Source organism: Salinibacterium sp. ZJ450 (genome assembly GCF_011751885.2).
Taxonomy (GTDB): Bacteria; Actinomycetota; Actinomycetes; order Actinomycetales; family Microbacteriaceae; genus Ruicaihuangia.
This window is the reverse complement of record NZ_CP061771.1, coordinates 3,474,754-3,488,975: the sequence shown is the minus strand read 5'-3', so window position 1 is coordinate 3,488,975 and position 14,222 is coordinate 3,474,754. Positions and strand designations below refer to the sequence as shown.

The window sequence follows — 14,222 nt, the reverse complement described above, 5'->3', positions numbered from 1 at the left end:
GGGGTTGACACAACTCAGTTCGCGGTGAAATTCAGTAGCCGAACAGCTCTTCCCACAAGTTGCCGTCGGCCTCGAAGTTCGCCATGTACTCCTCACGGCTGACGCGGAACACCTTCGGACTGTCAAGCGGCGGCATTTCGACGCCTGTAACCTTCGGGATGCCGACCTCGGCGTTGATGGGATAGTCCCCGATCGCTACCGCGGCAGCCTGCCCCGCTTCGGAAAGCGTCCAGTTCGTGAACACCTCGGCGGCGCTGGGGCTGCTTCCGCCGTCGGCCATTCCGAAGATGTACTCGTTCACAGGGAAGCCCTCTTCGGGAGCTACCAGCGACAGCGGCGCTCCGGAGTCCACGGCCGTCTGTCCGACAGTCGTAACGACCGGTCCGGCGGTGATCTCACCCCGTGCCATTGAGTCGGTCAACGGCGACACGGAGTCGAAAACCCTAGGCTGTGTTGCGGCCTGCTTGGCGACCCACTCTTCACCGAGCTCGGCGAACTGAAAACGCACCAGCAGCTGCGTCGATCCCGCTGCGGCGACCTGAGTCACGCCCGTGGACTCAACCTTCAGCAGGTCCTCCCACGAGGTGGGAGCTTCTTCTTCTTCGACGAGCTGATTGTTGTAGGCCATGATGTACGCGCGGTTGTAGGCGGTGAAGTAAGCGCCGTCTTCGTAGATTGCCGCCTCTGGCACTTCGAGCTCGCTCGGCGGCGTGTGCGGCGTGAAGACCCCTGCAGTGGACAACTGGTCGACGAGATCCCATCCGTCAATTCGGATGACATCGGCACCGAGGTGGCCAGCACCGTGCTCGCTGAGAATGCGCTCTGTGAGCCTATTCGGAACGACTCGGATGAGTTTTCCGGTGATACCGGTGTCCTCCGCGAACTGGTCTAGAAGGAGCTGCTCTCCGCGTTCCCCGCTGCCACTGTAGAGAACGAAGGAGTCTTCTTCCTGTGCAGCTTCGAACAGCTCCCGGTCCGCAATCGTTTGCCCTCCCACAACGAGGGCGCCAGATTCATCCGTGTTGACCTCCTGCGCGACGTCGCCGCCGCTACAGCCGGCCAGGACGAGGCTTCCGGCTGCGATGAGGGACACGAGTCCCGCGGTCCTATTTTTGCTATGAACGGACATCATTGGCCTTTCTGGTTTCGTGGATGATCATTTGCCGAAGTCGCGCGAGCCCAACTTGCTTGACACGAGAGCCAACACGGCGATTAGGACGGTGTAGATGAGGCCGATGCCGGCGGCCTGCTGGAAAGCGCCATTTTCGTAGTTGTCGAAAATCACGATCGAAAGCAGGCGAGTATCGGTGGTGTACAAGAAGAGGGGAACCGTGAGTTCCCGCATGCTCAGCATGAGAAGAAGGACGAATGTCGAGGCGACACCCACCTTCAGCAGCGGAGCGGTGATGCGGGTGACGGCGCCGGTGCGACTGGAGCCGTGCATCACCGCAGTGTCTTCGAGATCGGGATTGAATTGCAGGATCGAGGACGAAATTCCTCGGAAACCCTGCGGCATCTGCGCCGCCAGGAACGCAACGACGAGAACGGCCAGTGTTCCGTAGATGGGAACGGGCAAGAGGAGCCAGGTCCATAGGAGGCCGAGCCCGAGCACGATCGCTGGAACGGCGAGAGGCGCCATCGAGACGTATTCGATGAGCATGCGGCCCCGAGTCTTGGTTCTGTACACCAAATACGCGAAGACGAAACACAGAGCCGTGCCGATCGCGGCGGCCCCGACGGACACGATGGCGCTGTTGATGGCGCCGTCGATGACCATCCGATCGGTGACCAAGTTGATCAGGTTTTCAAAAGAAAACTCTCCGAACTCTGCCATCCCGACGATGCTGCTGATGTAGGGGGACGAGTACACCGAGATGACCAGCAGGGCCGCCAGCGGAAGCACCATCGAGACGATGAAGTACCCGAGCACGAGGGCGAACACGAATGGACGCCATTTGCCAAGGCTCATTTCCTTGGCCTTGAGGCCTTTGCCGCCAACTGTCGCATATGACCGCCGGGCAAGATATCGACGCTGCAGTAGCACCACGACGCCGACAATCGCGATGAGGAGGACCGCGACTGCCGCTGCCTCGTTTCCACGCACAGGCGAGGAGCTCATCAGGCGGTAGATGAACGTCGGGAGGGTGTCGATACCGGCCGGAGTCGCGATGAACTGGCTGACGGGGAAGTTCTCAACCGACAAGGTGAAGACGAGGATCATAGATCCGAGGATCGCCGGGGTCATCAGCGAGAGCGTGACCTTGCGAATCGTTGTTCGCAAGGTTGCGCCGTGCACAAGGGCCGCTTCCTCGAGATCCGGGTTCATCAACACCAGGGCCGAGTGCACCATCAGGAAGACGTATGGCGAGTAGTAGATGCCGAGAATGAAGATCAAGCCGGGCATGCTGTAGACGTTGACTAGCGGCGGAAGCCCAAGGTCGCCAAGTAGCGCGTTCAAGAGGCCGGATGGCCCGGCGAGCACGGACCAGGCGAGAGCGGCAACGAACGACGGAAGGAACATCGGGCTCAGGCCGACGAGGTACAGGAAAGGTTTGCCTCGGATGTTCGTTCGCGCGAGCAGCAACGCGAGACTCGCCCCGATGAGGAGCGCGAGGAGGCACGCGCCGGTCGCCGCGAGCAGAGAGTTTCCGGCCGCGCCCAGAGTCTTCCCCGAGAGCACAGCGCCGAGCGCCCCGAAATCGATATTTCCGAGGCTGATGTTGCCCGGTCGGGGGAGTGTGTTCGACACGGCAGCGAACGCGACGAGCAGGATCGGGAGCCCAACCAGAATGACCAGGATGAGCAGAGCCGCGATCACCAGGAGAATGGACGCCGAAGGTCGTCTCATCCGCCTAACGCTCAGCTTGTCGGGCAGCATCCTGCTCCGGACTTTGCTGGAGGAAGTCATCGTTCTCTCACTCATCCGGGAGGAGTTGCATGGTCTTCGCAGAGAACACCATGGCGACGGTGTCGCCGACGGAGAAGCGCTCAGCGGTCTTGGGCACATTGACGAGGAAGCTGAGGCTGTCGCTCACGATGATTTCGTAGGCGGTGTAGCCACCCTGGAATATCGAGACCACGACGCGACCCCGAATCTCGTTATCCGCCGAAGTCGCGCTCGGTCTGACCAGTGAGATGTCATTGGGCCGCACACAGAGTTTGTAGGACCCGAGCTTCGAGGTGTCCAAGCTCAAGTTGACACTTGTGCCATTCACTTTGGTGTTGCCAGGTGTGGAGCCAGCGAGGGAGAAGACGTTCGTTACACCCATGAATGATGCGATGGAGGCACTGGCGGGGGAATCGTAGATTTGGGTCGGCGTGCCGTACTGCACGATGCGCCCATGTTGCATCATGGCTATGTTGTCGGCCAATGCGAGCGCTTCCGTCTGATCGTGCGTCACGTAGACGCTCGTCAGCCCTGCTTCCTGCTGAATTCGCCGAAGCTCATTCCGCAGCCGCTCTCGGAGTTGCGCGTCGAGGTTGGACAGCGGCTCGTCAAGGAGCATGATTGCCGGACTCATTGCGAGGCTCCGTGCGAGGGCGACGCGCTGCATCTGGCCGCCAGAGAGCAGTGACGCCCCGCGCTGGCTGAACTTTTCGAGCCCGGTCAGTTCGAGAACCTCGTTGACGCGCTGCTTGATTTGTTGCGAACTCTTTCGTTGTCGCTGCAGCGGGAAGGCGACGTTTTCGAACACGGTCTTATTCGGCCACACCGCATAGGACTGGAAAACCATGCCCACGTTTCGCTTGTTCGGCGGGAGATTCACGCGCCCGGCGCCATCGAAGACTGTTCGTCCGCCAATGGCAATGCGTCCATCAACCGGATTCTCGAGCCCGGCGATGCATCTCATCGTGCTCGTCTTGCCGCAGCCGGATTCTCCCAGTAGAACAAGGGACTGACCATCGGGAACCTCGATCGACACGTCGTCTACAGCAACGAAATCCTTGTATTTGAGAGTCAGGCCGGATATCTCGATGTGCATTCACAGCTCCTATGCTGATCCGAATTTCGGCCGGTCCGTAGATCTACGAGAGCATTTTGCGCTCACCAGAAATACTCGGTGCATGCAACCCTAGAGGAATAGTCCTCGGATTTCCAACCCCTCCTCTCCGGGTTCTGATCCGCGCAAACGCCCCGGCTGTGCTATGGCGAACAATTCCCGTCGCCCAAGTTGCAGCGGTCAAGGTATCGTTGCATCCGAGTTGTATACAACTACTGACTTGCGCACCACGAGCATGGGGAGAAAGAGATGCCAAATCATGAAGCACAGGACCAACTGACCAGCTTGCGTCCCGACGTCATAGTGGTCGGTGGTGGCAACGCGGGATTCACAGCCGCGCATGCAGCCGCTACCCGGGGTCGCTCCGTCGTCCTCTTGGAGAAAGCCGCGGAAGGGATGGCTGGAGGAAATAGCTTTTACACCGCCGGCGCAACCCGCATCGTGCACGGCGGCCTGGAAGACATCCGCGACCTCGTTGATGAGGACGAGCGCCACACAATCACGACGCTGCCCCCGTACTCCGAAGAGGAGTACCTCGCCGACCTCGAAAAGGTCACCGAGGGCAAGAACGACCCGGAACTGTCAGCCGTCCTGATTAGCGAGAGCCAGGCCACTCTTCGTTGGCTGAAGGACCTCGGGTTGAGGTACCGGCTCATGTACGAGCGTCAGGCGTACGAGCGGCCGGACGGTAGCTACCTGTTCTGGGGCGGGCTCCACGTGGGCAACGTTGACGGCGGGGAAGGCCTGATCCGGGACCACACTCGGGTAGCTAACGACTTGGGCATCGACATTCGTTACGAACATGACGTGGTCGACCTCCTCGTTGAGGAGGGACGAGTAGTTGGAGTACGGGTTGACTCGAACGACGGCAGCGGGATTGAGTTGCGAGCCGATTCGGTGATTCTCGCTGCAGGAGGCTTCGAAGCCAATGCGGAGTTGCGCGAGCGTTATCTCGGGGATGGGTGGGCCAAGGCGAAGGTGCGGGGAACGCCGTACAACACTGGTCGAATGTTGGAAGCGGCGCTTGATATCGGTGCGGTGCGCGGCGGCGACTGGCATTCCTGCCACAGCGTGCAGTGGGATGCGTTCACGCCGACCAATGAGAGCAACCGCGAGCTCACCAACCGGTTGACTCGGCAGAGCTATCCGCTCGGCATCATCGTCAACCTTGACGGGCAGCGGTTCCTCGACGAGGGGGCCGATTTCCGCAACTACACGTATGCGAAGTACGGCAAGGAGATTCTGAAGCAAAGGGGCTCTGTCGCGTATCAGGTCTTTGACGCCGGGCTTCGCCCGATGCTGCGGGTGGAAGAATACGACATGCCCGGCGTCTCGGTAGAGGTTGCTGACACCATCGAAGAACTGGCGTCAAAGATTGACGTGAACCCGGAAGCCCTAGCGCGGACGGTTCGAGACTTCAATTCGTCCATCGACCGCAGCGTACCCTTCGACCCAACGGTGAAAGACGGTCGATCAGCAAACATCGCACCACGTAAGAGCAACTGGGCGTCCCCCATCGAGAGCGGCCCGTTCTATGCGTTCGCGGTTACGTGCGGCATCACTTTCACTTTCGGAGGGCTCAAGTCCGATGAGCACGGTCGAGTGGTCGACGCTAAGAACTTGCCGATTCCGGGACTTTTCGTCTGCGGCGAAATGCTCGGGGGACTGTTCAGTAACAACTACCCGGGCGGGACCGGTCTCGCGGCCGGTATGGTGTTCGGCCGTCGGGCCGGATCGCTAGCATAGGTGCAACCGGGCCGTGATGTTGTTTATCGGGCCGCACCGATGAACCGGTAAGAAGGCGCTGAACAATTGACTCAGAAAGATGCGAGGACTGGTCTCGACGGCGTCGTTTCCTATTACGACGGTCGTGCAAAGCGGGGCAACACGACCGACGCAGTTACAGATGCGGTCAGGGAAGCCATCCTCGATTCAGTTCTGCCGCCGGGCACCTGGTTGCGTGAGGATGCCATCGCGGAGACGCTCTCGGTAAGCCGCACGCCTGTCAGAGAGGCGATCCGCAGGCTGGCAGACGAAGGCCTGGTCACCCGGACGAGCCATCAAGGTTCGGTCGTCGCGTCGATTTCGATCGAAGACTTGCTCGCTGTGTATGTCGTGCGGCAAACCCTAGAAGGGCTGGCCGCACGGCTAGCTGCTCAGCGCCCCACACCCGATCTACTTGAACAATTGACGGATGCGAACGAACAGCTCAAAGCCGCGGGAGTTCGAGGTGATGCGGAAGGGTGCAAGGCCGCGAACCTTCTGTTCCACAGGCGGTTACGCGACTATGTTGCAAATCCGTACCTCCAGCGCTTTGGTACGCAGCTCGACCATATGATTCGCCGATTTCATGGCACTACTTTCTCTCAGCAGGGGCGCTCCGAGGAGGGTGCGGCGGAACACGATGCGATCATCGCCGCGATCGCGGCTCGCGACCCATCGGCGGCGGAAGCGGCTGCAAAGCTGCACATGAAAAACGCAAGAAATATTCGCCTAAGCATGCTCATTGATTGACCGCGATGTGCGAATGTTCGAACACGAAAAGGTGTTGCTCTGCCGCCGAAATTCGGTCAGCCACCTCATGGGAGTCGCCGCCGCCGGCAATCCCTTTCAGGGTCGGTTATGACCGGAATTTCGGCGGCGGCCCGCTATGGCAGGGGGGTCGCGCTGCTTCGTCAGTCGAATGAAGCGCTCACGCCGCAGCCGCATCACCTGAATGGCGCCCATCCTTTCGGATGGGCGCCATTCAGGTGACGAACGCTAGTTAGCCATCTCCTCCAGCAATTCCTTCTCCTCATCGGCCAGCGGGTGCTCCGGCAGCCCCGCCGCCAACTGCCGCACCCACGGCGCCAACTCCGGTCCGAGGTCCTCGCGGGCCAGCGCCAGCTGCAGCACCGACTTGATGTAGTCCACCCGGTCGCCGGTGTCGTAGCGGCGGCCCTTGAACACCACGCCGTATACGCCGCCGCTGGTCTCGTCGGCGGCAAGCACCTGCAGCGCGTCGGTCAGCTGGATCTCGCCGCCCTTGCCGGGCGGGGTGACTTCGAGAATGTCGAAGATCTCGGGACGCAGCACGTACCGGCCGATGATGGCCAGGTTCGACGGGGCATCCTCGGCCGACGGCTTCTCGACCAGGCCGGTGACGCGAACCACGTTCGGGTCATCCGTCTCCTCGACCGCGGCGCAGCCGTACAGGTGGATCGACTCGGCCGGCACCTCCATCAGCGCGATAATCGTGGTCTGACGCCGCTGGCTCTCCTCGATCATCGGGGTGAGCAGCTCGTCGCGCTCGTCGATCAGGTCGTCACCGAGCAGCACGGCGAACGACTCGTCGCCGATGTGCTTGCGGGAGCGCAGCACCGCGTGACCGAGGCCCAGCGGGTCACCCTGGCGCACGAAGTGGATGTCGGCCAGCGTGTTGGAGTGGTTCACCCGCGACAGCTTGGTGTGGTCACCCTTCTTCTCCAACGCGATCTCCAGCTCGGTGACGCGGTCAAAGTGGTTGGCCAGCGCGTTCTTGTTGCGGCCGATAATCATCAGAATGTCATCGAGACCGGATGCCGCGGCCTCCTCGACCACGTACTGGATGGCCGGCTTGTCGACGACCGGAAGCATCTCTTTCGGCATGGCCTTGGTGGCCGGTAGGAAGCGGGTGCCGAGTCCTGCTGCAGGAATGACGGCCTTGGTGATTGGTGCGATGTTGTCCCTCATACGGGGGAGGCTATCGCGAGTTTATGTCGATTAGGTAACCGGCGGTGGAACATTTTGTCTACCCCGCAATCGGGGGACACAAAATGTCGCATAACAGGGGGACACGGATGTCGCGCCCGATAACCTCTTCAACATGATGTCGCGCCAGCACCGCATGTTGCTCGGCGCCCTGCTCGCGCTTCTCGCCGTCTTGCTCATGGTGGCGTTCTGGCCCACCCCGGTTGATCGCGCTATCCGTGGCGACCTCGACGGTGTTCTCGGCTGGCTGCACGGCATCGGAGTTCCGGCGTGGATCAACTACACGCTCGTCGAGTTCACGTCGAACATCCTGCTGTTCGTGCCGCTCGGCGTGCTCGTCGCGACGCTGTCGACCGCCATACCGGTGGTTGCCGCCACCGTTGCAGGATTGGCCATGTCGCTGTCCGTCGAACTGGGCCAGTACCTGCTGTTGCCCGCGCGTGCGGCGACTGGAGCCGACGTGATCGCCAACACCGCCGGAGCCGCCCTCGGCGGGGCACTCGTGTGGTTCCTGCGCCGCCACTCCGCCGGTCGAGTGCGCCGTGTGCGGAGCCGAAGATCTCTCTCCTCTAAACTGAGTGGGTGAAGCGGTCGCCTAAGAAGAACGTATGGACAGCGTTGCTTTCGCTGACCAGACGCTTCCGTAAGACGTCGCGTTCCCGCAAGCCGCCGGCTCGCCGGCGAACTGCCGCTTGGTTGCGCGACCCCGATCGCTACGGCGGATAGATCTTCCCCAACCGAGCTGCGTCTGGTGGCATGATCGGTGACGTGACCGAGCGCCTGATGCTCCTCGATACCGCGTCGCTGTACTTCCGCGCCTTCTACGGCGTGCCCGACAGTGTCCGCGCCCCGGACGGCACCCCGGTGAACGCCGTGCGCGGGCTGCTCGACATGATCGCGAGACTGGTCACCGACTTCAAACCCACCCAGCTGGTCGCCTGCTGGGACGACGACTGGCGCCCGCACTGGCGCACCGAGCTGATCCCGAGCTACAAGCTGCACCGCGTCGCGCAGCTGGTGCCCGGCGGCGTCGATATCGAGAAGACCCCGGAACTGCTGCAGGTACAGATCCCGATGATCCGCGAGGTGCTCGACGCGTTCGGAATCATCGTGATCGGAGCGGCGCAGCATGAGGCGGATGACGTGATCGGCACTCTCGCCGAGCAAGCCGACTCCCCGGTGGACATCGTCACCGGGGACCGAGACCTATTCCAGCTGGTCGACGACGCCCGGCAGGTGCGCGTGATCTACACGGCGCGCGGCATGAGCCGGCTTGAGTTCGTGACCGACGACGTGATCCGGTCGAAATACGGTATCAGCCCGAGCCAATATGTGGACTTCGCCGTGCTGCGGGGTGACACCTCCGACGGTTTGCCAGGCGTCTCGGGCATCGGAGAGAAGACAGCTGCCGGTCTGCTGCGGCAGTTCGGCGACCTGCGCGGGATCGTGGCCGTGGCCAACAATCGGGATGTTCCGTTGTCGGCGGCGATCAGGATGAAGATTCACGCAGCCGCCGACTACATCGCCGCCGCGCCGACGGTTGTTGAGGTCGTGCGTGATCTTGACGTTGGCAGCCACGACGCTCGGATTCAGCCACCCTCGGAGCAGCGCCGGAGTCGCATCGAGCGCCTGGTGCTAAAGCGGGGCTTGGGCGGTTCCGCGAGCCACGCGCTCCGTGCGCTCGACACAGTCACGCCCTAACAGCCGCGATCGCGAAAGGGCGAGCGAAGTCACCGAATAGCTCAGCAACCGATGCGATGCCCGATGTGCTCGTTCGAGGGTCGTCGTTATGGCCGCAACTATCAGGACCTTTTTCCTCGGGGAGTAGGCGATGCCCTACGCATGATCGACGGCGATAACACCTTGTGATCACCTACCTATCGTGCGGCAGGTCGCTTCCGTCAGCAGTCGGCGCCGACAGTGATGGGTCTGCCACGGAAAGCCCGGGCACATCATCGAATCGAGGCGTCTCCGCTAGCGATTAGAATCAAGTGGGGGTCATCTGAGTCCTTGTCATATTTCGCGGTCGGAGGGGCAGGAAGTGAATCGGCTGCGGTTTGTTCGGGTGAGGGCGGCGTGAGTGGCGATCACACGTCGCAACGCTCATTGCGCACGTCTCATCCTCAGCGCTCATACGTAGGGCGACTCGCACATGTTGATGCGCTCCGCGCGTTTGCGGTAATGCTCGTGGTGATCGCGCATGCAGGATTTGGTCACATTGTTCCTGGCGGCAGCGGCGTCACGATCTTCTTCGTAATCTCTGGGTTCGTGATCACCCTCGCGTTACTTAGGGAACGTGAGCGAACCCAATCGTTTGACTTGGCGGGGTTCTATGTTCGCAGAGCACTCAAACTGGCGCCCCCATTTTTCATCGTCATTGTTGTTCCGACCCTCATCTACTCAATCTCCAACGAGATTTCTTGGGCCGACTTCTTGAGTCAAGTTCTGTTCGTATTCAATTGGATGTATTCGGCCGGCAATTCTCAGGTCTTACCGGGCTCCGAAGTCGTCTGGAGTCTGTCTATTGAGGAACAGTTCTACATAGTCTTCGCCTTGATCTGGGTCGTTACGTATCGCTTGAAGGCCTATCTTCCAGTCTTGCTCGGGCTTTCGTTGGTCGGAGCAATCGTGCCTCTTGTGATCCGAATTGGGATCACGATGGGCGGGGTGGATCACCTTCGCACCTACTACGGCACAGATACGCGCGCAGATGGAATCGCCCTCGGGATTCTCGCTGCGGTGATCTACTGGAAGTCAGTGTCGGGAACGCTGAACCCGAGAATCGTGAAATGGCTGGCCACGAATTGGACCGTCGCCGGCGCGATTGTCTTTTACTTGTTGTCTCTTGCGCTGCGTGACGATGTCTTTCGCGAGACCGTTAGGTACTCGATGCAAGGATTATCTGCAGCGTTAGTCATCTTGTACGGCCTTCTGCGTTCTCAGGGCACGGTGCGACAGGTAATTCAACGGATCGCCGAGACGCGCCTTGTACAGCTACTTGGCTTAGCGAGTTACAGCATCTATTTGGTTCACCTGCAGGCTAGCGTGATCCTTTCCGCGATGGTCGGTGACGCACTTGACCCCGTTTTTCTATCGGCCATACAGATCGCGAGCGGCACCGTAATTGGCGTCCTCATTTGGGCGGTCGTCGAACGCCCAGTGGAACGCTGGAAACGGCGCCGACGGGGCCACAGGGTGCAGTCCCAAACTAAACATGCGGCGAGTTAGGACGTGACTCGTCGGTCGCCCACCCACGCTCGCGGGGCTAGCTCTTCTCGGATCAATACGTTCGCCGTTGCGCTCGTTGTGATCTCCATTTTTACTCCATCGATCGAATCCGTGGTGGGCGGAACGTTCATCGGTTTCGTGGACGACGCGATTGCGCTCTCGCTGGGCGTGGGAGTGCCACTCGGCGCCGTTCTCCAAGGGCGCGGACTGCGAGCAATCCCAGGCGGGTGGGCGTTCGCCGTGTTTATCATCATGGGAATCTTTAGCTCCGTCGCGAACGGGGTTCCAACAGAACACGCTTTGGAAGCCGTGCTGCTTGCCGTGAAGATGCCGCTGCTGGCTTTCGGAATTGCCCAACTCGACTGGTCAGAAACCGACATGAGGAAGATCGCCCGTCTGGGTGTTTTTCTGGGACTCTTTGTTGGCTTGTTTGTGCTCGTGAACGGCCTTGTCGGGCGAATCTGGGCGACCGTTCTTTCTGGCCAACTCAACTATGTGGACTACCGATACGGGTTGCTCTCGCTGCAAGGTCCCTTTTCGCACCCGCTCGTCCTCGGAAACTTTGCAGCAATCCTCGTAGTGATGATCCTGAGCACACGCGTTCTCCTGCCACAAATCCGCTGGACAAGAGTCGCTCTTGTCGCGGTGTGTGCCTCTGTCCTCTTCAGCTTCCGAAGAACCGCAATTGCCGGGGCCATCGCAGGCGCGACTGCTGCGCTGCCCACAAAATACCGCGGCCGGGCGGTGCTCACATTTGTGATTTTGGTTCCTGTCGTTCTCTTGCTCCTCCTTGACGAGATCATTGCAACCATCCAAACGACAGTCTTCGCTTATGTCGAAGGAGCAGCGTCGGCCGCTCGCTCAGTTCTCACGATCGACTCAATGCATGTGGCCAATGAGCATTTTCCTCTCGGGGCAGGGTTTGCCCGGTTCGGCAGTTACCTAGCGTCGGTTCACTACAGTCCGGAGTACGTGGAGCGCGGATACCCAGCAATTTGGGGGCTCGGGTATGAGCCCGGCACCGGGATGTTCCTTACGGACACGCAGTGGCCAGCCATCATCGGCGAGTCTGGATGGATAGGCGGAGCCTTCTTCGCGATCTTCCTTATTTGCATTCTGCTCCAGGCCCGCCGGTTGGCTTCTGCGCAAGCTGTCGAGGACGTCTGGCTCGGTCGCGTAGTAATAGGTGTTCTCATCCATTTGGCGATTGCGTCATTGGCGGTTCCCGTTTTCACATCTACGCCGGTGGCACCCATGTTCTACATGCTGGTGGGCTGCTTAGGTTCTCGAACCGCTTCCCTTGCTGCGTTGAAGCGTCCGAGGTTGAGTACGCGTCCCGAGCGAGTAAGAACATCTGTGCCCTACAAATCACGCAATGGATTGGCCCGGGAAGACTGAGATGCAAGAGACCAACCTTTTCGGTATGAAGGTGCACGCGAGCTCCTTCGACTCCGCTGTACAGCGTGTGGCGGAGCTGTCACGCTCGAGCGAGCCTTCGCTCGTCGTGACGCCGAACGTCGACCATTTCCTTCGGTGGCAACGAGAGCCAGAGTTCAGGGAATTGTACTCGGGCGCGTCATTGACGGTATTAGACGGAATGCCGCTTGTGTGGCTTTCGTCTCTCCTGCACTCCGACCGACCCGCGCGGGTTACCGGAGTCGACCTGTTGGGAGCGGTGTGTGCTGTGCCGGGTGTGAACCTCGCCATAATCGGCGGTGCGGCGGGCGTTGCGGAAATTGCCGGAGCGAATCTGGTTCGTCAGAACCCCGGTTTGGGAGTAGCTCTCGCTTCGTCGCCCGAGTTGAGCGACCTCACGTCTGACGAATGGCTCGAGTATGTAGCGATGACCCTCCGTGGAACCCCGAATCTCGTCGTGGCGTTGTGCGTAGGTTCCCCGAAGCAGGAGGCGCTTTACGCGCGTCTCGCACCGAGGATTGGCCATGGCGTCTTCATGGGAGTCGGGGCGGCCGTCGACTTCTACGCAGGCCAAGTGAAACGAGCGCCACGGTGGATGCAACGCTCAGGACTTGAGTGGACATTCCGACTCGCTCAAGAGCCGAAGCGGCTGTGGAGGCGTTATCTTGTGGACGACATTCGGATTGTCAACTACTTCGTCCGCGCATTCGCTCTGCGCGCGAGATCCATCAAGGGTCGGGAACCGCGCGGTCGGCGGCGTTATATCGACACCGTCTATCAAGTGGGGCCGCATCCGCTCTCGCAAGGTGGAATCGCTTCGGTGATCGCTGAGTATATGGAGATGGCGGACGAGCAGCTTGACATGAAGCTCTTGCCAACCTGGCTTCCCAATCGCCCCGTCAAGTCGCTGACTATGAGCATTGCAGCAGTCGGTCGTCTCCTTCTTCAAAAGCGGCGAGGAGTGGTGGTTCACTCTCACCTCAGCGAGTTTGGCAGTTTCGCACGTGAGGGCGGGATAGCTGTGGTCGCTTCACTGCTTGGGTACGCGACGGTCGTTACTCTGCACGGTGCCGCTTTTCCGGAGTTCGCCAGCAAGCATAAGTGGCTCGCAAGAGTGGTCTTGCGAAGGTGCCAGACCGTGCTCTGCTTGGGTATCAAGCATGAGTCGATCGTCAGGGATCTAGTCCCTAACGTGGAGACTCGGTTGATCCTTAATCCTGTTCAAGCCAACGACCTTCCAGCTCTTTCGGGCGTCAACCCGGCTCAGAGATTCGAGTCTCCTACTGTGTTGTTTGCGGGGGAGGTTGGGCTGAGGAAGGGTTTCGACCGCCTGCTCTCCTCCTGGGAGCGCGTGCTGCTCGCGGTTCCTGACGCAAAGCTGGTCGTGTGCGGTCCTCTCGCGGACGGGTTCACATCCGAATTGGGTCCGAACGTGGAATATCGCGGCTTGTTGCCCCGTAGCGAAACGCGGGCCTTGATGAGCAGGGTGGCAGTCACTTGCCTCCCGAGCCGAAGCGAAGTGCTCCCAATGACCATCCTCGAGAGCCTTGCCGCGGGGACACGCGTGGTGGCAACGGAAGCAGGCGAGTTCGAGTCCTTCGAAGGAAGCCGAGGAATTCGGTGGATCAAGCCGACGGAGAACGTCACAGCGGACCTTGCTCATGCCTTGGTGGATTCGCTCAGTAGCGAGGCTCAGGAGGAAGAGAAAGAGTTAGCTCGCGAGTGGGTGCAGCTGCACGCCTCCCGGGCAGCCGTCCGGGCTCAGAGCTTGAACGCCTACGAAAATGCGCTGCGAAAGAAAAAGAGATCGGCTGGCGCCCGTATTGCCGTCAAGTAAAGGACATGCAG

General features: G+C 60.5%; 11 protein-coding genes. 7 read left to right on the top strand and 4 right to left on the bottom strand.

Features of this window, described 5'->3' with window-relative positions; translation table 11 throughout:
* Positions 1-31: 31 nt before the first annotated feature.
* The 3 genes from HCT51_RS16890 to HCT51_RS16880 all read right to left on the bottom strand — a co-directional run bounded on the left by HCT51_RS16890 (position 32) and on the right by HCT51_RS16880 (position 3,983).
* Complete coding sequence (locus HCT51_RS16890; protein ID WP_166880254.1) at positions 32-1,093, bottom strand: ABC transporter substrate-binding protein; 1,062 nt, start codon at positions 1,091-1,093, stop codon at positions 32-34.
* A 63-nt stretch (positions 1,094-1,156) separates the two neighbouring features.
* The gene (locus HCT51_RS16885) at positions 1,157-2,848 is read right to left on the bottom strand and encodes an ABC transporter permease (RefSeq protein ID WP_224760558.1); all 1,692 of its coding nucleotides are present in this window, start codon (positions 2,846-2,848) and stop codon (positions 1,157-1,159) included.
* A gap of 67 nt (positions 2,849-2,915) precedes the next feature.
* Positions 2,916-3,983 carry an ABC transporter ATP-binding protein gene (locus HCT51_RS16880; RefSeq protein WP_166880248.1) on the bottom strand — a complete coding sequence of 356 codons (1,068 nt, stop codon included), beginning with the start codon at positions 3,981-3,983 and terminating at the stop codon, positions 2,916-2,918.
* A 267-nt stretch (positions 3,984-4,250) separates the two neighbouring features.
* On the opposite strand from HCT51_RS16880, the gene tcuA reads away from it, so the two are divergent.
* Together tcuA and HCT51_RS16870 are read left to right on the top strand one after the other, a co-directional pair.
* Complete coding sequence (gene tcuA, locus HCT51_RS16875; RefSeq protein ID WP_166880245.1) at positions 4,251-5,747, top strand: FAD-dependent tricarballylate dehydrogenase TcuA; 1,497 nt, start codon at positions 4,251-4,253, stop codon at positions 5,745-5,747.
* Positions 5,748-5,813: 66 nt separating this feature from the next.
* Positions 5,814-6,515: a GntR family transcriptional regulator gene (locus tag HCT51_RS16870; protein WP_166880243.1), complete on the top strand. Its 702-nt coding sequence runs from the start codon at positions 5,814-5,816 to the stop codon at positions 6,513-6,515.
* A gap of 246 nt (positions 6,516-6,761) precedes the next feature.
* On the opposite strand, the gene galU is transcribed toward HCT51_RS16870, so the two are convergent.
* Entirely contained in the window at positions 6,762-7,712 is a 951-nt protein-coding gene (gene galU, locus HCT51_RS16865; protein WP_166880240.1) for a UTP--glucose-1-phosphate uridylyltransferase GalU, read from the bottom strand.
* A 133-nt stretch (positions 7,713-7,845) separates the two neighbouring features.
* Between galU and HCT51_RS16860 the strand changes: the two genes are divergently transcribed.
* The 5 genes from HCT51_RS16860 (at position 7,846) to HCT51_RS16840 (ending at position 14,211) form a co-directional block, all read left to right on the top strand.
* Positions 7,846-8,316 (top strand): VanZ family protein, encoded by a 471-nt coding sequence (locus HCT51_RS16860; protein ID WP_166880238.1) that lies wholly within the window; start codon positions 7,846-7,848, stop codon positions 8,314-8,316.
* Positions 8,317-8,513: 197 nt separating this feature from the next.
* The gene (locus tag HCT51_RS16855) at positions 8,514-9,431 is read left to right on the top strand and encodes a 5'-3' exonuclease (RefSeq protein WP_166880451.1); all 918 of its coding nucleotides are present in this window, start codon (positions 8,514-8,516) and stop codon (positions 9,429-9,431) included.
* 222 nt (positions 9,432-9,653) lie between these two features.
* Positions 9,654-10,958, top strand: coding sequence for an acyltransferase family protein (locus HCT51_RS16850; RefSeq protein WP_224760789.1), 1,305 nt, complete (start codon positions 9,654-9,656; stop codon positions 10,956-10,958).
* A 78-nt stretch (positions 10,959-11,036) separates the two neighbouring features.
* The gene (locus tag HCT51_RS16845) at positions 11,037-12,356 is read left to right on the top strand and encodes a hypothetical protein (RefSeq protein ID WP_166880233.1); all 1,320 of its coding nucleotides are present in this window, start codon (positions 11,037-11,039) and stop codon (positions 12,354-12,356) included.
* On the top strand, positions 12,334-14,211 hold the full coding sequence (locus tag HCT51_RS16840; protein WP_166880231.1) for a WecB/TagA/CpsF family glycosyltransferase: 1,878 nt from the start codon (positions 12,334-12,336) through the stop codon (positions 14,209-14,211). The genes HCT51_RS16845 and HCT51_RS16840 overlap by 23 nt, the downstream gene beginning before the upstream one ends.
* The last annotated feature ends 11 nt before the right edge of the window (positions 14,212-14,222 follow it).